Origin of the sequence: Nocardia sp. NPDC050697 (genome assembly GCF_040654395.1) — a bacterium.
GTDB lineage: Bacteria > Actinomycetota > Actinomycetes > Mycobacteriales > Mycobacteriaceae > Nocardia.
The window spans coordinates 421,274-441,409 of record NZ_JBFAHY010000005.1 but is presented as its reverse complement, the minus strand read 5'-3'; the positions used below and the strand labels follow the sequence as shown (position 1 = coordinate 441,409).

At 73.3% G+C, this 20,136-nt stretch carries 14 protein-coding genes; 8 read left to right on the top strand and 6 right to left on the bottom strand.

The annotated features are described in order from the left end of the window. Positions 1–90 precede the first annotated feature (90 nt). From AB0H71_RS20660 to AB0H71_RS20630, 7 genes are all read left to right on the top strand, one after another. On the top strand, positions 91–1,035 hold the full coding sequence (locus AB0H71_RS20660) for a LysR substrate-binding domain-containing protein (protein WP_357023067.1): 945 nt from the start codon (positions 91–93) through the stop codon (positions 1,033–1,035). A gap of 75 nt (positions 1,036–1,110) precedes the next feature. Beyond that, positions 1,111–2,784 carry an AMP-dependent synthetase/ligase gene (locus AB0H71_RS20655; protein WP_357023064.1) on the top strand — a complete coding sequence of 558 codons (1,674 nt, stop codon included), beginning with the start codon at positions 1,111–1,113 and terminating at the stop codon, positions 2,782–2,784. Positions 2,785–2,809: 25 nt separating this feature from the next. Further along, on the top strand, positions 2,810–4,072 hold the full coding sequence (locus AB0H71_RS20650) for an NAD(P)/FAD-dependent oxidoreductase (protein ID WP_357023061.1): 1,263 nt from the start codon (positions 2,810–2,812) through the stop codon (positions 4,070–4,072). Further along, on the top strand, positions 4,069–4,671 hold the full coding sequence (locus AB0H71_RS20645) for an SGNH/GDSL hydrolase family protein (protein WP_357023059.1): 603 nt from the start codon (positions 4,069–4,071) through the stop codon (positions 4,669–4,671). Before AB0H71_RS20650 ends, AB0H71_RS20645 begins: the two co-directional genes overlap by 4 nt. 25 nt (positions 4,672–4,696) lie before the next feature. Beyond that, on the top strand, positions 4,697–11,458 hold the full coding sequence (locus tag AB0H71_RS20640) for an SDR family NAD(P)-dependent oxidoreductase (RefSeq protein ID WP_357023056.1): 6,762 nt from the start codon (positions 4,697–4,699) through the stop codon (positions 11,456–11,458). Further along, a complete protein-coding gene (locus AB0H71_RS20635; RefSeq protein WP_357023053.1) occupies positions 11,455–13,431 on the top strand; it encodes a beta-ketoacyl synthase in 1,977 nt (658 codons plus the stop codon). The genes AB0H71_RS20640 and AB0H71_RS20635 overlap by 4 nt, the downstream gene beginning before the upstream one ends. Then, positions 13,428–14,990 (top strand): PfaD family polyunsaturated fatty acid/polyketide biosynthesis protein, encoded by a 1,563-nt coding sequence (locus AB0H71_RS20630; RefSeq protein WP_357023051.1) that lies wholly within the window; start codon positions 13,428–13,430, stop codon positions 14,988–14,990. Before AB0H71_RS20635 ends, AB0H71_RS20630 begins: the two co-directional genes overlap by 4 nt. On the opposite strand, the gene AB0H71_RS20625 is transcribed toward AB0H71_RS20630, so the two are convergent. Further along, on the bottom strand, positions 14,987–15,448 hold the full coding sequence (locus AB0H71_RS20625) for a VOC family protein (protein ID WP_357023048.1): 462 nt from the start codon (positions 15,446–15,448) through the stop codon (positions 14,987–14,989). The two genes, AB0H71_RS20630 and AB0H71_RS20625, sit on opposite strands and share 4 nt — an antisense overlap. Continuing rightward, positions 15,445–16,017: a DinB family protein gene (locus AB0H71_RS20620; RefSeq protein ID WP_357023045.1), complete on the bottom strand. Its 573-nt coding sequence runs from the start codon at positions 16,015–16,017 to the stop codon at positions 15,445–15,447. Before AB0H71_RS20620 ends, AB0H71_RS20625 begins: the two co-directional genes overlap by 4 nt. Before the next feature lie 55 nt (positions 16,018–16,072). Between AB0H71_RS20620 and AB0H71_RS20615 the strand changes: the two genes are divergently transcribed. Next, on the top strand, positions 16,073–17,038 hold the full coding sequence (locus tag AB0H71_RS20615) for a YafY family protein (RefSeq protein WP_357023042.1): 966 nt from the start codon (positions 16,073–16,075) through the stop codon (positions 17,036–17,038). Here the strand turns inward: AB0H71_RS20615 and AB0H71_RS20610 are convergent. The 4 genes from AB0H71_RS20610 to AB0H71_RS20595 are packed head-to-tail and all read right to left on the bottom strand — an operon-like array spanning position 17,035 to position 20,066. Further along, the gene (locus AB0H71_RS20610) at positions 17,035–17,454 is read right to left on the bottom strand and encodes a pyridoxamine 5'-phosphate oxidase family protein (protein ID WP_357023039.1); all 420 of its coding nucleotides are present in this window, start codon (positions 17,452–17,454) and stop codon (positions 17,035–17,037) included. The two genes, AB0H71_RS20615 and AB0H71_RS20610, sit on opposite strands and share 4 nt — an antisense overlap. A 20-nt stretch (positions 17,455–17,474) precedes the next feature. Next, complete coding sequence (locus tag AB0H71_RS20605) at positions 17,475–18,287, bottom strand: carbohydrate ABC transporter permease (protein WP_357023036.1); 813 nt, start codon at positions 18,285–18,287, stop codon at positions 17,475–17,477. Continuing rightward, positions 18,277–19,224, bottom strand: a complete 948-nt coding sequence (locus AB0H71_RS20600; protein WP_357023034.1) for a sugar ABC transporter permease — start codon at positions 19,222–19,224, stop codon at positions 18,277–18,279. The genes AB0H71_RS20605 and AB0H71_RS20600 overlap by 11 nt, the downstream gene beginning before the upstream one ends. A 2-nt stretch (positions 19,225–19,226) precedes the next feature. After that, positions 19,227–20,066 carry a metallophosphoesterase gene (locus AB0H71_RS20595; RefSeq protein ID WP_357023031.1) on the bottom strand — a complete coding sequence of 280 codons (840 nt, stop codon included), beginning with the start codon at positions 20,064–20,066 and terminating at the stop codon, positions 19,227–19,229. Positions 20,067–20,136 lie beyond the last annotated feature (70 nt).

Below are 20,136 nucleotides of genomic sequence, written 5' to 3'. Positions count from 1 at the left end.
TGATTCCGGCTTCCGTACGGCCGGGTGGGTTCATCTGCGGTTACCTCGCGCCGCTAGCGTTTTTCCTACGCGGAAGAAGGGGCCGGCGTCATGGAGATCCGTCATCTGGTTTCATTCATCACGATCGCCGAAGAACTGCATTTCGGTCGCGCAGCGCAGCGCTTGCATCTGACCCAGCCGAGTCTCAGCGCCCAGCTGCAGAAGCTGGAGAAATCGCTCGGGGTCCAGCTGGTGGCCCGCAACTCGCACGAGGTCAAGCTGACCCCGGCCGGGCGGGAGTTCGAGGCACAGGCCCGCCTGGTGGTGGCCCAGCTGGACCGGGCCGCCGAGGCCGCCAAGGCCACCGCCGCGGGCCGCTCCGGCCGCCTCGACGTGGGGTACAACCTCCCGGCCAGCAGACACGTCCTCCCGGACGCACTGGCCAGGATGACCGAGCGGCACCCGGACATCGAGGTCTCGCTCTGGGAGAAGCGCACCGGCCCGCAGCTGCAGGCGCTGGCCGACGGCGCGCTCGACATCGGCATGGTCTACGGCCACCCCAGCTCGCCGGAGTTCCGGTACCGGCGGCTGCTGCACCGGGTGCCGCTGGTGGCGGTGGTGGGCCGCAGGCACCGCTGGGCCGAGCGGCCGGGGGTGCCCTTCGCCGAGCTGGCCGGGCAGGATTGCGTGCTCTTCGCCAGGGAGCAGTGTCCGGCCATGTACGACTCGATCTTCCGGGCCGCGGCGCAGAACGAGATCTCGCTCGCGGTCACGCACACCGCCGATGATCCCGGCGCCACCGCGCACATGGTGTCGGTGCGGCCGCTGGTCGGCTTCGCCTCGCTGCCGCGCGCCATCTCGATGGGGATGGGCGGGCCGGGGAACGGCTCGGTGGCGGTGAAACTGTTCGACCCGGTTCCCACTCTGGATTTGTACGCGGTGTGGCGGGCGAACGAATCGAAGCCGGCCGTGGAGATGTTCCTGGATTGCCTGGATTTCCCCGATCCGGTGCACATCGATACTGCCGCCGCCGTTCCGACCCGCGCGGTTGGATAGGCGTTGACATTCGCGCGGTAGGAACAGCTGCCGCCGCCGGAGTTCGGTTCGTGATCCCCCGGAGAATTCTGTGGTGTGAACACAGTTTCGGTGGCCGAGAACGGATTCGACATAGCGGATACCGAGAGTCTGCACTCGGTGGTCGCGGGTGCCGCGCGGCGGCATCCGGAGCGGCTCGCGCTGGGCGGCGCGGACGGCGCCCGGCTGACGAGCGCCGAGCTCGACCGCCGGGTGCGGGCGCTCGCCTCGGCGCTGCTGAGCCGCGGGGTGGCGCCGGGTGACCGGGTCGCGGTCCTGGGCCGCACCACCGTGGAGTGGGCGCTGCTCGACTTCGCGGCGCTGGCGATCGGCGCGGTGGTCGTCACCGTCTACCCGACCTCCTCGCACCCCCAGATCGAGCACATCCTCGCCGACAGCGGCAGCGCGCACTTCGCGGCCGAGTCCGAGGAGGACGCCGATAGGCTGCGCGCCGCCGGCGCCGACCGGGTGTGGCTCTTCGCCGAGGTCGGGGCGTGGTCGACCGGCGCCGAGGCGCCCGGGCTGGACCGGGTGCTCGGCGCGGTGCGCGCCGCCGACCCGGCCATGATCGTCTACACCAGCGGCACCACCGGAGTGGCCAAGGGCTGCGTGATCACGCACCGCAATATGTTCGTCTCCGCCTCGAACACCGTGCGCCGCACCGGCACCCTCTTCGAGGGGACCACGGTGCTCGCGCTCCCGCTGGCCCACGTCTTCGGCCAGACCATGCTCTTCGCCTGCGTCTACGGCGGCAGCACCACGCACCTGCTGCCCGCCATCCCCGACCTGGTCCCCGCGCTGCCCGCGCTGCGCCCGACCTTCCTGCCGATGATCCCGTACGGGCTGGAGAAGATCCGCAAGTTCTGCCGCACGACGCTCGCCGCGGGCGAGGAGGAGGCCGCCGTCGAGCGCGGGCTGGAGCTGCTGCGGCAGGGCGCGATCCCGGAGCCGTCCGAGCACCCGGTGTACGCCGCGCTCGGCGGCAGGCTGCGCGCGGTGATCTCCGGCGGCGCCTCGCTGGACGAGTCCACCCAGGGCTTCTACGCCGGGTTCGGGGTGCAGCTGCTGAACTGCTACGGCCTCACCGAGGCCGCCACCGCGGTCACCGTGAACGCGCCGGAGAGCAATCGCTTCGGCACCGTCGGGCGGCCCATCCCGGCCACCGAGGTCGGCATCGCTCCGGACGGCGAGGTGCTGGTCCGCGGCCCGCACGTCTCGCCCGGGTACTGGGGCGCGGCGGCCAACCAGCCGATGGCCGACGCCGAGGGCTGGCTGCGCACCGGCGACCTCGGCGAGCTGGACGCCGACGGCTACCTCACCATCACCGGCCGCCGCAAGGAGATCCTGGTGACCTCCGGCGGCAAGAACGTCGCGCCCACCCCGCTGGAGGACCGGGTGCGGCTGCACCCGCTGGTCAGCAACTGCATGGTGGTCGGCGACGGCCGCGATTTCGTCACCGCGCTGGTGACGCTCGACCCGGACCAGCTGGCCCGCCGCCGCACCGCCGATCCCGCGCTCGACACCGAGGCCGAAATCGAATCCGCGGTGGCCGACGCCAATTCCCTCGTCTCCCGCGCGGAATCCATTCGCGCATTCCGCATCGTGGACGGCGACTTCACCGTCGAGGAAGGGCTGCTCACTTCCTCCCGGAAACTTCGCCGGGCCGCGATCGAAAAGGCGTACGCGGCCGATATCGCCGCGCTCTACGCACCGCGCACCGTCGCGCGCTAGCCCCTTTTCATTCACCGATCGGAAAGTGAAGCGAAACATGTACGACGTCATCGTTGTCGGTACCCGGGTGGCCGGTTCGCCGCTGGCCATGCTCCTCGCCCGCCAGGGGTACCGCGTCCTCGCCGTCGACCGGGCCACCTTTCCCAGCGACACCCCGTCGACCCACTACATCCACCAGGCCGGCTCCGGCTTCCTGAAGTCGTGGGGGTTGCTGGACCGGGTCGTCGCGACCGGTGTCCCGGCGATCCGGCACCTGAACTTCTCCTACACCGACATCAACATCGCCGGGTTCGCCCGCACCGCGCCGGACGGGGTCGACGCCGTGTACTGCCCGCGCCGCACCGCGCTCGACACCGTGCTGGTGGAGGCCGCGGGCGAGGCGGGCGCCGAGGTGATCCAGGGCTTCACCGTGAGCGGGCTGGTCTTCGACGGCGACCGGGTGACCGGCATCCGCGGCAGCGAGGCGGGCGGCACCGAGCAGGAGTTCCGGGCCAAGCTCGTGGTGGGCGCGGACGGCGCCAACTCCACCGTCGCCAAGGCGGTCGGCGCCGAGACCTACGAGGGCTCCGCGGCCGCGTGCTTCATCTACTACTCGTACTACGACGGCGTCGACTGGGGCATGCAGCACCGCACCGGCTTCGGTGAGCAGCAGTTCGCCGGCTGGCCGACCAACAACGACCAGACCCTGGTCGCGGTGATGCGCAAGCGCGACCGGTTCCGCGAGTTCCGCCAGGACCCCGACGCCGGCGTGCAGGAGGTCGTCAGCCAGGTCGACCCCGAGCTCGGGGAGCTGCTGCGCGACAAGGGCAAGCGGGCCGAGCCGTTCCGCCCGATGCTCTACCCGGACAACTACCGCAGGAAGTCCCACGGCCCGGGCTGGGCGCTGGTCGGCGACGCCGGCTACCACAAGGACCCCTTCACCGGCTGGGGCATCACCGACGCCTTCAAGTACGCCCAGCTGCTCTCCGAGAAGATCCACCAGGGGCTCTCCGGGGAGCGGCCGCTGGACGAGGCGCTCGCCGAGTACCAGACCGAGCGGGACGCGCAGAGCGCGAGCACCTACGAGCTGACGCTGAGCATCTCCGAGCTGAGCCTCACCCCGTACTACGACTCGGTGTTCCGGGCCACCAGCATGGACGCCGAGTACATCAAGAACTTCTTCGGGCTGATCGCCGGTATCTACCCGCCGGAGAAGTACTTCGGCGAGGAGGAGCTGGCCGCGCTCTACGAGAAGGTGAACTTCCCGCTGGCGGCCAGGCACCTCACCAAGGACGGGGTGACCGCGTGAGCGCCGCCCTGGTCGCGCTCGGCGACAGCTTCGTGGAGGGGCGCGGCGACGACGCGCCCGGCGGCGGGTACCGGGGCTGGGTGCCCCGGCTCGGCGGCCAGCTCGGGCTGCGCCCGGCCACCGTGCGCAACCTCGGCGAGCACGGCGCCACCACCGCCGCCGTGGTCGAGCACCAGCTGCCGCGGGCGTTCGCCGCCCGCGCCGGGCTGTACGGCGTGGTCTGCGGGGTGAACGACCTGGTCAGCGACTTCCACCCGGCCCGGTTCGAGCGCAACCTGCGCACCCTGTTCAGCACGCTGCGGGCGAGCGGCGCCACCGTGGTCACCGCGAACCACCCGGACATCCCGGCCCGGCTCCCGGTGCCGCCCGGCATGCGGGCGCTGCTGCGCGAGCGCTTCGCCTTCGCCAACGCGGTGCTCGGCGAGGTCACCGCCGACACCGGCGCGCTGCTGCTCGACCTGGCCGGCGACCCGGCCTGGGAGCGCCCCGAGATGTGGACCGCCGACGGGCTGCACCCGGCCCCGCTCGGCCACCACACCTTCGCCGTCGCCGCCGCAGGCGCCATCGCCGACCGCACCGCGACCACCGTCGCCGCCTGACCCGCCCGGTCCGAGAGGAACTTCCGTGACGGACGAACGACGCCTCGCCCGCACCCCGATCGCCATCGTCGGCATGTCGGGGCTGCTGCCGCAGGCGCGCAACCACCGCGAGTACTGGCAGAACATCATCGACGGCGTGGACTGCACCACCGAGGTGCCCGCATCGCGCTGGAGCCTGGACGACTACCACGACGCCGACCCGGCGGCACCGGACAAGACCTACTCCCGCCGCGGCGCCTTCCTGCCCGACATCGAGTTCGACCCGCTGGAGTTCGGGCTGCCGCCGAACCAGCTCGAGGTCACCAGCACCATGCAGACGCTGAGCCTCGGCGTCGCCCGCGACCTGCTCGCCGACGCCGGCGCCACCGGCTCGGAGTGGTACGACGCGAGCCACACCGGCGTCGTACTCGGCACCACCGGCCCGGTGCCGCTCATGCACCCGCTCGCCGCCCGGCTCTCCACCCCGGTGCTGGAGGAGGCCGCGCGCTCGGTCGGGCTCAGCCAGGCCGACGCCGAGGCGGTCTCGGCCAAGTTCGTCGCCGCCTACGCGCCGTGGGAGGCGAACTCCTTCCCCGGGCTGCTCTCCAACATCACCGCGGGGCGGGTCGCGAACCGGCTCGGCCTCGGCGGCATCAACTGCACCGTCGACGCCGCCTGCGCCGCCTCGCTCGCCGCGCTGCGCACCGCCGTCGCCGAGCTGCAGGACGGCCGCGCCGACATGATGATCACCGGCGGCGTCGACACCGAGAACACCATCTTCATCTATCTGTGCTTCTCCAAGGTCGGGGCGCTCTCCAAGTCCGACCGGATCAGCCCGTTCGGCAGCGACGCCGACGGCACCCTGCTCGGCGAGGGCATCACCATGCTCGCGCTGCGCCGGCTGGAAGACGCCCGCCGCGACGGCAACCGGATCTACGCGGTGCTGCGCGGGCTCGGCTCGTCCAGCGACGGCAGGGCCAAGAGCATCTACGCCCCGCGCGCGGGCGGCCAGCGGGTCGCCCTGGACCGCGCCTACGCCGACGCCGAGGTCTCACCCGCCACCGTCGCGCTGCTGGAGGCGCACGCCACCGGCACCCCGGTCGGCGACAAGACCGAGCTGACCGCGTTGAAGGAGCTGCTCACCGACGCGACCGACGAGCCGAAGTTCGCCGCGCTCGGCAGCGTGAAGTCGCAGATCGGGCACACCAAGGGCGCCGCGGGCACCGCCAGCCTGATGAAGCTGGCCTTCGCGCTGCACCAGAAGGTGCTGCCCGGCACCATCAATGTCACCGCGCCGAACGCCGAGATCGCCCCCGACGACGCGCCGTACTACGTGAACTCGCGCACCCGGCCGTGGATCCGCGACCCCGAGCGCCCGGTGCGCCGCGCCGCCGCCTCGGCCTTCGGCTTCGGCGGCACCAACTTCCACGTGGTGCTCGAGGAGGCCGACGCCGAGCGGCCGAGCGTGCTGCACCGCACCGCGCGGGCCCACCTCTGGCACGCGGCCGACGTCGCCGGGCTGATCGACGCCGTGCGCGGCACCGCGCCGAGCGACGGCGGCGAGATCCCGGAGGCGCACCCGCGCATCGGCTTCGTCTCGCTGGACGACGAGAACGCCGAGCACCTGCGCGGGCTCGCCCTGGACGAACTGGTCCGCAACCCCTCCGCCACCTCCTGGGAGCACCCCGAGGGCGTGTACTACCGCGCCGCGGCGCTGCCGGACCGCAAGGTGGCCGCGCTCTTCGCGGGCCAGGGCAGCCAGTACGTGGACATGGGCGCGGACGCCGCCATCGCGCAGCCCGCCGTCGGCGCCGCCTTCGACGCCGCCAACGAGGCGTTCACCGGGGCACCGCAGCGGCTCTCCGCCGTGGTGTTCCCGCCACCGGCCTTCGACGAGGAGACCGCCGCCGCGCAGGAGCGGGCGCTGCGGCGCACCGAGTTCGCGCAGCCCGCCATCGGTGCGCTCGCCGCCGGGCAGTTCGCGGCGCTGCGCGAGCGCGGGTTCCGCGCCGACGGGTACCTCGGGCACAGCTTCGGCGAGCTCACCGCGCTCTGGGCCGCGGGTGCGCTGAGCAGTACCGACTTCCACAGCCTGGCCAGGGCGCGTGGCGTGGCGATGACGCCGCGCGACGGGGTCGAGGCGGGGACGATGGTGGCGCTGAACGCGACCGTCGAGGTGGCGCGGGAGATCGTGGACGGCATCGACGACGTCTGGATCTGCAACCACAATGCCCCCGACCAGGTCGTGATCGGCGGCGGTTCCTCGGCCGTGGCGGCCGCGGTCGCCGTCTGCGGGGAGCGCGGGGTCGCCACCAGGGAGCTGCCGGTCTCCGGCGCCTTCCACACCCCGTACGTGGCGCACGCGGTGGACGCCTTCGCCGCCGCCCTCGCCGAGGTGCGGATCGGCGCGCCGGACGCACCGGTGCACGCCAACAGCGCGGGCGCGCGGTACGGCGGCGACGCCGCCGCCAACCGCGCGGTGCTCACCGGGCAGCTCGGGCAGCCGGTCGAGTTCGTGGCGGCGCTGACGGCGCTGCGCGAGTCCGGGTGCACCGTGTTCGTCGAGTTCGGGCCCAAGCAGGTGTTGACCTCGCTGGTGCGGCGCACGCTCGGGGACGAGGTGATCGCCATCGCCACCGACTCCGGGCCGATCGGGAACAGTGATCTCGCGCTGTCCCGCGCCGCGGTCCGGCTCGCGGTGCTCGGGTTCGGGTTGTCCGGGATCAACCGGCACGCGGCGCCGGTGCTGGAGCCGCACAAGCCGAGCCGGCCGATGACGGTGACCATCTCGGCGCCCGAGTACGTGCCGGAGGCGCGGAAGGTGGCGTACGCCGCCGCGCTCTCCGACGGGTATCGGGTTCGGCTCGATGGGGCCGCTGCGAACGGGAACGGTTCGGCGCACGGCAATGGAGCCGGTGCCGCGAAGGGTGGTGTCGGCAATGGTGCCGGTGCCGCGACGGGCGGTGCGGGCAACGGTGCCGGCGCCCGCTCGAACGGCGCCGGCGCCGATGCCGCGTCGAACAGCGCGGGCGCCGGTGCCGCCGCGAACGGTGCCGGTGCCGGGAATGGGGCTGGTGCCGGGAACGGTGCCGCCCCGGTCGGGCACGGCTCCGGCAAGCCCGACCGGCCGGGCGCCGCCGCCGCGCCCGCCCGCACCTCCACCGCCGTGGCCACGGCACCCGGCCCGGTTCCGGCGCCGACCAGGTACACCCCCGACCCGACGGAGACCTCCGTGTACTCGACCCAGCAGGACGGCGCCCTGGAAAGCGCGCTGACCCAGCACCTCCGATCCCACCACCAGTTCCTCGACGGCCAGCTCGACATGGCCCGCGCCCTGGTCGGCGCGCTCGACGCCGGCGTACTGACCGAGTCCACCGTGCGCGCCATCGAAGCCGTCAAGGACCACGGCGTGGCCATCGCCGCCAGCCACACCCGCGCCTCCGACGTCCTCGCCCAGCTCGCCGAGCTCGAGGCCGGTTTCGCCCGCCCCTCCGCCCCGCGCCCTGCCTACCAGGCGCCTGCCGTGCCGCAGCACCGTCCCGAGGCGCTCGCTGCCGGGCACACCAACGGTGTGACCGAAGCGCTCCCCGCCGTCCCCGCCCCGGCCGCCGCCTCGGTGCAAGCCCCGGCCGAAACCCCCGCTGCCGTAGCCACGGCAGAAGCATTTACCTCGGCCCCGGCCGCCGCCGCTCCGGCGTCGGGGTCCGCCCCGGCCGCCGCTCCGGCGTCGGCGCCCGCGTCGGCACCGGCGCCCGCGTCGGGCCCGGCTCCGGCCGGAAATCCCGCTGCCGTGGCTACGGCAGCCGCGCCCGCGTCGGCTCCGGCACCGAACGTTCCGGCGTCCGGAACGCCCACCACTCCGGCATCGGGAACGCCCGCCGCCCCGGCCGAAAACTCCGCTGCCGTGGCTACGGCAGCCGCCCCTGCGTCGGCTCCGGCACCGGGAGGCAGCAGGGACGACCTGCGCCAGGCCCTGCGCGAGGTGGTCGCGGAGAAGACCGGCTACCCGGTCGAGATGGTAGACACCGGCATGGACCTGGAAGCCGACCTGGGTGTCGACTCGATCAAGCGGGTCCAGGTGATCGGCGCTCTCCAGGAACGGTTCCCGGCCCTGCCGAACCTCGGCCCGGAACAGCTGGGCACCCTCCGCACCCTCGACCAGATCGCCGACCTCCTCGGCGAGAGCACCACCACCGAGCCCGCCGCGAACCCGCCCGAAGCCCCCGCGGATTCCCCCGCCGGAGACGACAAGGCGGAAACCCTCCGCCAGGCCCTCCGCGAGGTCGTCGCGGAGAAAACCGGTTACCCGGTCGAGATGGTCGACACCGGCATGGACCTCGAGGCAGACCTGGGGGTCGACTCGATCAAGCGAGTCCAGGTCATCGGCGCCCTCCAGGAACGCTTCCCGGACCTACCCAACCTCGGCCCGGAGCAACTGGGCACCCTGCGCACCCTCGATCAGATCGTGACCGAGCTGAGCACCGGCGGTGATGTCCACCCAAAAGCTGAGGCCGCGGCGCGCGCGCCGCGGCACACCGTCGAACTGATCACCCTCCCCGCCGCGGACACCGCGATCAACGCCTACCGCGACAACCCGGTAGCCCTGCTCGTGACCCCCGCGACCAGCGCGGACTCCACCGCACTGACCACCGCGCTCACCGCGCGCGGCTGGTCGGTGCGCACCACCCCCGAACCGGGGGAGCAGCCCGACCTGTGCCTGATCCTGCTCGGCGCGGGCACCCCCGAGGCCGAGCTCACCGACACCATCCTGACCGCGGGCCGCATCACCCCCACCATGTCGGCGGAGCACGGCCGCGCCACCGTCGCGACCCTGATCCGCCTGGACGGCGGCCTCGGCTTCCGCACCGCCGGCGACCCGGGGCGGGCCCTGCTCGCCGGCGTCGGCGGCATCCTGAAAACCCTCGCCGCCGAGCGCCCCGACCTGTTCTGCCGAGCCATCGACATCGACCCGGCGGCTACCCCGGAACGCTGCGCCGACCTGATCCTCACCGAACTGGACGACGCCGCATGGGACATCGTCGAGGTCGGCGTCACCGCCGACGGCACCAGGTCGACCCTGGTTCCCGGCGGCTTCGGCCCGGCCCGCACCACCACCGCGATCCGCCCGCCGGAGCAGCAGCCCGAGCTCACGCTGACCGCCGATGACCTGCTCGTCGTCTCCGGCGGCGCCCGCGGCGTCACCGCCACCTGCGTGCTGGCGCTGGCGGAGCGGGTTCCGGCCCGGTTCGTGCTGCTCGGCCGGACCGAACCGGCGCCGGAGCCGGAGTGGGCGACCGGCATCGCCGACGCCGACCTTCAGCAGGCCGCGCTCCGCGCCCTCGCGGGCACCGGCGCGAAACCCCGCGATATCGCCCGCACCTGCTCCGGCATCAGGGGCGCCCGCGAGATCCGCGCGACACTCGCCGCGCTCGACGGCCGCGCCGACTACGTGGCGGTCGACGCCACCGACGCCGACGCGGTCCGGAAGGCGCTCGCCCCCTGGTCCGGCGCGATCACCGGCATCGTGCACGGCGCAGGCGTGCTCGCCGACTCCAAGATCCCGGACAAGACCGCGGATTCCATTGCCCGCGTGTTGAATCCGAAGATCGCCGGGTTGGCGGCACTGCTCGCCGCGGTGCCGGAGCCGGAGCACCTCATCCTGTTCACCTCGGTGGCGGGCCTCTACGGCAATACCGGTCAGGCCGACTACGCCGCCGCCAACGAGGCGCTCTCCCGCTTCGCGGTGGCCTGGCGCCGGGCGCACCCGGACCGGCACGTCACCGCGATCGACTGGGGTGCGTGGGACGGCGGCATGGTCACGCCCGCGCTGCGCGAGCACTTCCAGGCACTCGGCGTCGAGCTGCTGCCCCCGGAGACGGGAGCCGCGGCCTTCACCGAGCAGTTCACCGCCGAACGCGAAGCCGACACGGTGGTGCTGATCGGCCCGGCCGAGTCGCTCTCCGGCCCGGCTCCGGTGCCGCTCGGCCCGGTTCGGCTGCGCCGCAACCTGATCGGGCTCACCGACGAGCCGATCATCGCGGCGCACCGGGTGGGGGAGCACGTGGTGCTCCCCGCCACCTTCGGCCTCGGCGCCATGGCGCACGCGGCGGAGCGCGCCCTGCCGGGCCGCACCGTCATCGGCGCCAGGGATTTCCAGGTGCTCAAGGGGCTGATCTTCGACCACGCGGTCGAGGCGCTCGAGCTCGAGCTGGAGCCCGGCACCGAAGTGAGCGGCGTGCTCCCGGTGCGGGTCACGGTGCGCGACGGCGCTGTCGCGCACTTCCGGGCGACGCTGGAGCTGGCCGCCGCACCGGCGGATGCGCCGGTGCTCACGGTGCCGACCGGCCCCGCGAGCCCGCTCGACATCTACCGCGATGGCATCCAGTTCCATGCCCCCGCCCTGCAGGGGCTGCGCCGGGTGGTCGCCGACACCGGGGACACCGTGGTCTTCGAGTGCGCGCTGGACGCGGCCCCGGTCGCCGGCGGCGCCTATGCGAGCAGGCTGCACGACCCGGTCCGCGCGGACCTCGTGCTGCAGGGCCCGCCGGTGCTCGGGCACCGGCTGCTCGGCGCGGCCTGCCTGCCGCTCGGCATCGGGCGGGTGGAGTACCACCGGCCGCTGCCGACCGGCGAGCCGTTCCGGCTGGTCGTCGGCAATGCCCGCGCCGGTCGCTTCGACGCCCGCGTCGACGCCACCGCGGTCGCCGCGGACGGCGCGGTGCTGCAACGGTTCTCGGACGTCGTGGTGGTCACGACGCCCGATCTGACGGAGAAGTTCCAGACCTCGGTGAGGCGGTGGATGGTATGACGACACTGGAGTTCGACGGCATTGCGTTCGATCCCGACGCGGTGGAGAAGCCCGCCCCTCCGGCGGAGCCGCAGGCGGCCCCGGCGGTGTCGGCGGGGGCGGTCCCTGCCGCCCGGGCGGTGCCCACGCGGGCGGCTCTCGCCGCCCCGGCGGTGCCGACCACAAGCACCCCGAACCCGCTCGCGCAACTCCGCGCGGGCGTCGCGGACGCACACCGCGCCGCCCTCGCGGCGCAATACGCACTCCAGCGCGCCCTGTGGGAGCGCGCGGGACTGGCGCCGCCGGCCGATGCCGAGCGGGCCGCTGATACGGCCCCCCGGCCGACCACGTCGCACGCCCCCGAATGGGCCTTCAAACCCCAGGCCCGCACCACCAGAACCCATCTCGACCACCCCGCCCTCCGGCAACTCGCCGACGGCGACATCGCAGGCGTCTTCGGCCCTACCTACCACCGCCCCGGCATCCGCCCCGCGGCAAAGCTGGCCGCCCAACACCCCTTGGTCCTCACCGAGGTCACCACCCTCGAACTCTTCGGTGCCGAAGGCCACGGCCGCCTCACCGCCGCCTACGAGGGCGACCCCGGCACAGCGGCAACCCAGGCCGCCGAGGTCTTCGCCCTCTACACGGCGCTCCCCCTGAGCCTGACCGGCTCCACCCTGGTGTCCTCCGGCCCGGCGGGAGCCCCCGGCCCGCACTCCGGCACCCTCGAACTCCGCGTCACCGAGATCGACCTGGTCCCGCGCCCGCACCTCACCGCCGAGGTGCACATCGACGGCGCCGCCCCCCTCTCGGTCGAGGTCACGGCGACCGAGCCGACCGGCGCGGAGATCGGCCCCGGCCGAGCCGACGAAACCCTCCTGCTCAGCGAATTCCACATGACCCACCTCGCCCGCGGCGACCAGGCCATCGCCATGGGCCCGGAGTTCGCCGAGTACACCGGCGTCCGCGCCACCCGTCTTCCGACCGGCGGCCTGCTGCTGGTCGACCGGGTCCTCGACTTCGACGGCGAACGCGGCGAATTGAACACAGCCGCGTACACCACCGAGTACGACTCACCCGCCGATTCCTGGTACTACGGCGACACCGCCAACGAATCCATGCCGCACTTCGTCTACATGGAGACATCGCTCCAGGCGGCGCTGCTCATGGGCTACTACGCGGGCCCCACGCTCACCCAGCCGGGCACCACCCTGAGCCTGCGCAACCTCGGCGGCACCGCCACCGTCCTGCGCCGGGTCGACCTGCGCGACAGCACCATCCGGCAGCACTCGCGGCTGCTCTCGACCACCATCCTCCCCGGCTCGTCGCTGCAGACCTTCGACTACACCCTGAGCACCGGCGGCGAACCCTTCTACCGGGGCGAGACCATGTTCGGCTATTTCAGCGACGAGGCGCTCGCCAACCAGACCGGCCTGGACGCGGGCCGCCCGGCCCCCACCTGGCTGGCCGAGCACCCCGAGGCCGCGACCAGGAACATCGACGTGGCCGCCCGCCGCGCCGACCCGGCGGCCCCGCTCGCCTCGCGCGCCACCCTCGCGCTCATCGACCGCGTCCAGGTGGTCGACGGCGGCGGCAAGTACGGCGCGGGCTACCTGCACTCCCTGCGCGAGATCGACCCCGCCGACTGGTACTTCGACCGCCACTTCCACCTCGACCCGGTGATCCCCGGCTCGCTCGGCGTCGAGTCGGTGATCCACGCCGTCCAGGAGTGGATGCTGGACGCCGGGTACGCCGACGGCCTCGAAGACCCCGCCTTCCGGATCCCCGCCGACATCGCCTTCAGCTGGCGCTACCGCGGCCAGTTCCTGCCTACCGACGGCACCGTGGAGCTGGAGGCGCACATCAAGGAGCTCCGGCACGGCGAGCACGGCGTGATCGCGGTGGTCGACGGCTCGCTCTGGAAGCCGGGGCTGCGCATCTACGAACTCACCGACCTGGCCATCGAGCTCGGCGAGCGGGAGGTTCGGTCGTGACCACGGTGCACCGGCCGGTCGCCGAGACGGCGGCCGAGATCACCGCGCTGCTCCGCGACGTCACCCGGCCGGTGTGGGTGCTGCACCGGGACGGCCGGGTCGGGCTCACCGCCGACCGGGCCGCAACGGCGGGCGCGCAGGTGCTCGCCGCGGTCGGCCCGCTCACCCCGGATCGGCTCGGCGACAGCCGGTTCCGCGCTGCGCACGGGCTGCGCGGCGCCTACATGGCGGGCGCCATGGCCAATGGGATCGCGGCGCCCGCGCTGGTCTCGGCGCTGGCCGGCGCCGGGTACCTGGGCTCGTACGGCGCCGCGGGCGTTACCCCGGACCGGGTGGACGCCGCGCTGGCCGGGCTGCGCGCCGAACTCGGCGAGCTGCCCTACGCCTGCAACCTGATCCACAGCCCGTCCGAGCCCGCGCTGGAGCGCGCCATCGTGGACGCCTGCCTGCGGCACGGCGTGCGCTGCGTGGAGGCGTCGGCCTTCATGAACCTCACCACCGAGGTGGTGAGGTACCGCGCGGCCGGGCTGACCACCGGCCCCGACGGCCGGATCAGGGTCGGCCACCGGATCATCGCCAAGGTCTCCCGGGTCGAGGTCGCCGAGCTCTTCCTGCGCCCGGCCCCGGCCGCGCTGCTGCACCGGCTGGTCGAGTCCGGCGACATCACCGCCGAGCAGGCCCGGCTCGCCGAGCGGGTGCCGATGGCCGACGACGTCACCGCCGAGGCCGACTCCGGCGGCCACACCGACCGGCGCCCGCTGGTGGTGCTGCTGCCGGAGATCATGGCCGCGCGCGACCGGCTCGCCCGCTCCGTCCCCGGCGCCGCCGAGGTGCGGGTGGGCGCGGCGGGCGGCATCGGCACCCCGGCGGCGGCCGCGGCCGCCTTCGCGCTCGGCGCCGCCTACATCGTCACCGGCTCGGTGAACCAGGCGACGGTGGAGGCCGCGCAGTGCGCCGCCACCAAGCAGCTGCTGGCCGGCGCGCAGTTCGCGGACTGCGTCATGGCGCCGTCGGCGGACATGTTCGAACTCGGCGTCCAGGTGCAGGTGTTGCGCCGCGGCACCATGTTCGCGGGCCGCGCGCAGAAGCTCTACGACGCCTACCGCGCCTACGACGGGCTGGACGCGCTGCCCGCCGAGCTCCGCGCCGAGCTGGAGCGCACGCTCTTCCAGCGCCCGGTCGAGCAGGTGTGGGAGGAGTGCGTGCGCTTCTTCACAGAGCGCGACCCGGCGCAGCTGGCCGGCGCCGCCGAGCACCCGAAACGCCGGATGGCGCTGGTCTTCCGCTGGTACCTCGGGCTCTCCTCGGGCTGGAGCATCCGCGGCGAACCCGGCCGGGTCGCCGACTACCAGGTGTGGTGCGGCCCCGCCATGGGCGCCTTCAACACCTGGGCGGCAGGCACCCACCTGGCGGCGCTGCCGAACCGGCGGGCCGCCGAGATCGCCGACCAGCTCCTGCTCGGCGCGGCGTACCTCACGAGGGTGGCCCAGCTGCGGACCGCGGGGGTCCGGCTGCCCGCCGGGTGCGCGGATTTCGTCCCGATTCCGCTGGAGTCCTAGTCCAGGCAGAACTCGTTGCCCTCCGGATCGGCCATGACGATGAAGCCGTGGCTCATCGGCGGGGCCGGTTCGGAGCGGCGCAGCCGGGTGGCGCCGAGCGCGGTCAACCGGTCGCACTCGGCCTCCAGCGCCGCCATCCGCTCGTCGCCGGTGAGCCCGGGCGCCGCGCGCACATCCAGGTGCACGCGGTTCTTGGCCACCTTGTCCTCCGGCACCCGCTGGAAGAAGACCCGCGGGCCGGTGCCGGCCGGATCCTCCACCGCGGAGTTGCTGTTGCGCTGCTCCTCGGGCACCCCCAGCTTCGCGAGGAACTCGTCCCAGGCGGCGAGCGGGTCGGCGCCATCGGCGAGCTCGACCCCGGGCGGGCCGGGGATGACGTAGCCGAGCGCGTCCCGCCAGAAGGTGGAGAGCCCGCGCGGGTCGTGCGCGTCGAAGGTGATCTGGACGGTCCGGCTCATGCGGTGACTCCTCGATGGCTGTGCAGGTAGAGGTCGCGCAGCAGGCAGACCTCGGAGAGATGGTGGATCAGCTCGCGGTGGATGTGCAGGACCAGGTCGGCCATCGGCGCGTCCGGGTGCGCGGGCTCCTTCGGCCCGACCGGGGTGGCGAGCGCGGCCTCGTCCAGCCCGCGCACCCCGGTCAGCCAGGCATCGAGTTCGGTATCCAGTTGTGCCAGAGCCTCTTTCGCGGTTCCGGCGTAGGCCCAGCTCTCGTACGACGCGGCAGGTCCGCCGAAGTGCGCGGCATTGCGCATGGCCAGCACGCCGACGATCACGTGCCCGAGCCGCCAGGCGATGGTGGTGAAGGGCTCCGGGTCGGGGGTCGGGAAGGCGAAGTCGATCAGGTGCTCGCCGGTGCCGAACTGGTTCGCCGACCCGTCGCGCGGCCGCACGTTCCACGGCTCCGGCACCGGTGACCAGGTGTACTCGTCGTCGGTGAGGTCCGCCAGCCGCGGCCGCACCTGATGGTTCCAGTGGTGCTCCCACTGCTCGCGCAGCGCGCGGTTCCAGTCGAGTGTCGGTGTCATGGCTCCACCCTCACAGCACCTGCGGACAGGATCGGTCCGCTAGTCTCGGGACGCTATGGGTGTGGCGGACGAGGAAGCGCGCGGCACGACCGAGCGGGTGCTGATCCTGCTCGGGCTGCTCCAGCAGCGCCGGGTCTGGACCGGTGACGAGCTGGCCGAGCGGCTCGGCGTCACCCCGCGCACGGTGCGCCGCGACGTCGAGCGGCTGCGCGGCATCGGATACCCGGTGCGCGCCGAGCACGGCATCGGCGGCGGCTACCAGCTCGGCCCCGGCCAGGAGCTGCCGCCGCTGCTCCTCGACGACGCGGAGGCCATCGCCACCGCCGTCGCGCTGCTGGCCGGCACCGGCGCCGGGAGCACCGGCGACGCCGCGCTGCGGGCGCTCACCAAGCTCGACCGGGTGCTTCCGGTCCGGCTCCGGCACGAGGTGCGCGCGCTCTCCGGATCGGTCGAATCCTTCGGCGCCGGCAGCACCCCGGTCGACCCCGAGCTGCTGATGACGCTGGCCCGCGCCTGCCGCGACGAGGTCGAGGCCGGGTTCGAGTACCCGTCGAAGGACGGGTTCGGCCGCCGCCGCGTCGAGCCCTACCGCCTCGTCGCCTCCGACCGCCGCTGGTACCTGCTCGCCTACGACCTGGACCGGGCCGGCTGGCGCAGCTTCCGCGTCGACCGCATGACCGAGGTCGCCGCCCGCACCTGGCGCTACCGCCCGCGCCCCGACGCCCCCGACGCCGCCGCCTTCGTCCAGCGCGGCGTGGCCAGCGGCGTCTACCGCCACCAGGCCCGCTTCCTGGTGCAGGCCCCCGCCGCGACGGTCCGCGCCCAGCTCTCGGCCTCGGCCGCCATGGTCGTCGAGCTCGACGCCGCTACCTGCGAAATCCACAGCGGCGCCGACAATCTCGACGTCGTCCTGATGTACGTTGCCACCCTCGGCCACGCCTTCCAGGTGCTCGACCCCCCCGAGCTGGCGGCCCGCGCCGAGGAGCTGGCCGCCCGCCTGCGCGCCGCGGTGCGGCCCTAGACCGACCCCAGGTCGGCCGAGAGCCACTGCTCCGGCCGCATGTACACGGCGACCTGCTCGCCGTGCGACTGCGCGTACTCCAGGTACCCCTCGAGCTTCTCGGCGGGCAGGTACCGCGCCGCCATCTCGCGCACCAGCGCGTCACCGGGCTCGATCCGGGTGACCGGCCCCTCCGCGGTGACGTAGCGGATGGTCGGCTCCAGCACCTGCGCCATGAGGCTGAAGCGCTGCGCCGCGCGGAGCAGCTCCAGCTTCCTGGAGGTGCTGCCGGTGAGCACCCAGAGCTCGCCACCGGGGGTGTACTGGTACCAGATCGGGACGTTCAGCGGGGCCCGGCCGGGGGCACCGGCGACGGCGAGCGCCCCGATGTGCGGCTGGGCGAGGAATTCCTGTCGTTCTTCCAGGGGAAGCGCCATGCGTCCAGCGTAGGCGATCGCTACTTCAACCCGGAGCGCACGAAGGCGTTCACGATGTGCCGCTGCAGCAGCAGGTACATGATCAGCACCGGCAGGCAGGCGAGCCCGGCGAGCGCCATCATCGGCCCCCACTGGTCGCCCTCGGTGCCCATGAAGCTGCGCAGCCCCAGCTGCAGCACGCTGTTCGACTGCCGGAGCACCACCGCGGGCCAGAAGTACTCGTTCCAGGCATTGATGAAGAGCAGGATGCCGAGCGCGGCCAGCGCGGGGCGCAGGTTCGGCACCACCACGGTCCACAGGATGGACCAGGAGGAGCGGCCGTCGATCCGGGCCGCCGCCACCAGCTCCTTGGGGAAGCTCGCCATGTGCTGGCGCAGCAGCAGCACCGCGAGCGCCGAGCAGAGCGTCGGCAGCGCCACCCCGATCAGCGTGTTGATCAGCCCGAGCTGGGTGAGCAGCACGTAGTTGGGCAGCATGGTCACCTGGAACGGCACCAGCCAGGTGCCGACGAACGCCAGGTAGAGCACGCGCTGGAACGGGAAGGTGTACAGCGCGAAGGCGTACGAGGCGAGCAGCGCCACCAGCAGCTGCCCGGCCGCGGAGAACGCCGCGACGAAGAAGGTGTTGCCGATCAGCCCGAGCACGTCCACCTTGTGCGCGGCGTCGGTGTAGTTGGCGATCGAGAGCGGCCACGGGAACGGCGTCAGCGACGTCACGTCTTCCGGCCTGCGCAGCGAGGTCGCGAAGAGCCAGTAGATGGGGAAGACCGCGACCAGCGCGGTGGCGCCGAGGAGCAGGTGGCTGCCGAGCGCGCGCAGCCGGTCAATCGTCATGGAAGGCCACCTTCTCCGAGATCCAGACCAGGGCTCCGGCGAGCACGCCGAAGCCGAGGAAGAGCAGCACCCCGGCCGCGGCGCTGAGCCCGGCGTCGAAGCTGTGGAAGGCGTAGTCCCACAGCAGGTAGTAGATGTTCGTGGTGGCCTGGGACGGCCCGCCCTGGGTCATCGAGTCGATGAGCGGGAAGGTCAGCGCCGGGCTCAGCAGCACCGTGGTGAGCACCATGAACATGAGGGTGGGGGAGAGCAGCGGCAGCGTGATCCAGCGCCGGAGCTGCCCGGGGCTCGCGCCGTCCACCCGGGCGGCCTCGTCGTAGTCGCTGCTGATCCCGGCCAGCCCGGCCCAGATCACCAGCACCGCGAAGCCGAGCAGCTGCCAGCCGGTGATCACGATGATCACCGTGTGCGCGGTGTCCACGTCGTACACCCAGTTGCGGTCGCTGCCGAGCAGCTGCCCGACGAAGCCGCCGCCCGGGTGCAGCAGCCACCGCCACACCGCGGCCGCCGCGACCGGCGCCACCAGGAAGGGGGCGAAGACGAAGGCGTGGTACAGGGTCCGGGCGCGGCCGTGCACCCGCCGCCCGGCCAGCGCGACGAGCAGCGGGAGCAGCACGGTGAAGGGCAGCAGCCCGAGGATGAGCACGCCGGTGCGGCCGAGCGAGTCCCAGAAGGCCGGGAGCTCCAGCAGCCGTTCGTAGTTGCCGGTGCCGACCGGCTTCATGGGCTGGGTCGGCAGCAGGTTCCAGGAGTAGGTGGAGAGCTCGAACGCCTGCACCAGCGGCCGGTAGGTCCACACCACCAGGAGCACCAGCGCGGGCGCCAGGTAGAGGTAGGGGACGAGGCCGCGTCCCAGGCGGCGGAGCCGGGCTCTGGGTGCGACAGGTGTTGCGGCAGCGGGCTTGTCGATGGCTACCGGCGCGTCGAGCACGAACATGACTACCGCGCCTCCGCCGCCAGCGCGGCGAGCTGGTCCAGCGTCGCCTGCTCGTCCCGCTCGTAGAGCACCTCGACCGGCGTCGCCTCCACCGCGGTCGCCACCAGCGACTCGCCGACGACGTCGATCCGGCTGTACCCGAAGGCCGCGTACCCGCGCTGCCTGCCCACCGGGGCGAAGGAGTCCTGCCGGAACGAGGTCGCGGGGCCGACCCACACCGGGATCCCGGCCAGCGCCGAGGCCGCGGTGAGGTGGCTGTGCCCGCAGACGATCAACCGGACGTCGGTGCCGCGCAGCACCTCGCCCAGCCGCTCCGGCTGCCGCAGCCGCAGCAGCTGCGAGACCGGAAGCGCCGAGGGGATGGGCGGGTGGTGCAGCACCAGCAGGGTGCCGTGCGGGGCGGGCTCGCACAGCGTCTCGCGCAGCCGGTCCAGCTGCTCGTCGGTGAGCTCGCCGTGGTGCAGCCCGGGAACGCTGCTGTCCAGCAGCACGATCCGCAGCCCGGCGACCTCGGCCACCTGATCGGTCGCGGCGTCGGCGGCACCGAGCAGCTCGGCGCCGAAGGCGGTGCGCTCGTCGTGGTTGCCGGGGGCGTAGAGCACGCGCGCGCCGAGCTCGGCGGCGACCGGCTCGACCGCGGAGCGCAGCCGCCGGTAGGCCGCGGGCGAGCCGTCATCGGCGAGATCGCCGGAGAAGACGATGGCGTCGATATCGCGGTGCGAGGCGCGCAGCTGGTGCAGCACGTGCGTGAGATTGGCGAAGGTGTCGACGGTGCCGTGCACCCGTTCACCGGTGGCGCGGATATGGGTGTCGGTGAGCTGGACGATGGTCACCTCGGACATGGGGCCCCCTCCGGAACCGCGCGCCCCCGGTCGGGACGCGCGGCTCGATTCGTTGGTCGGTTACGGATGG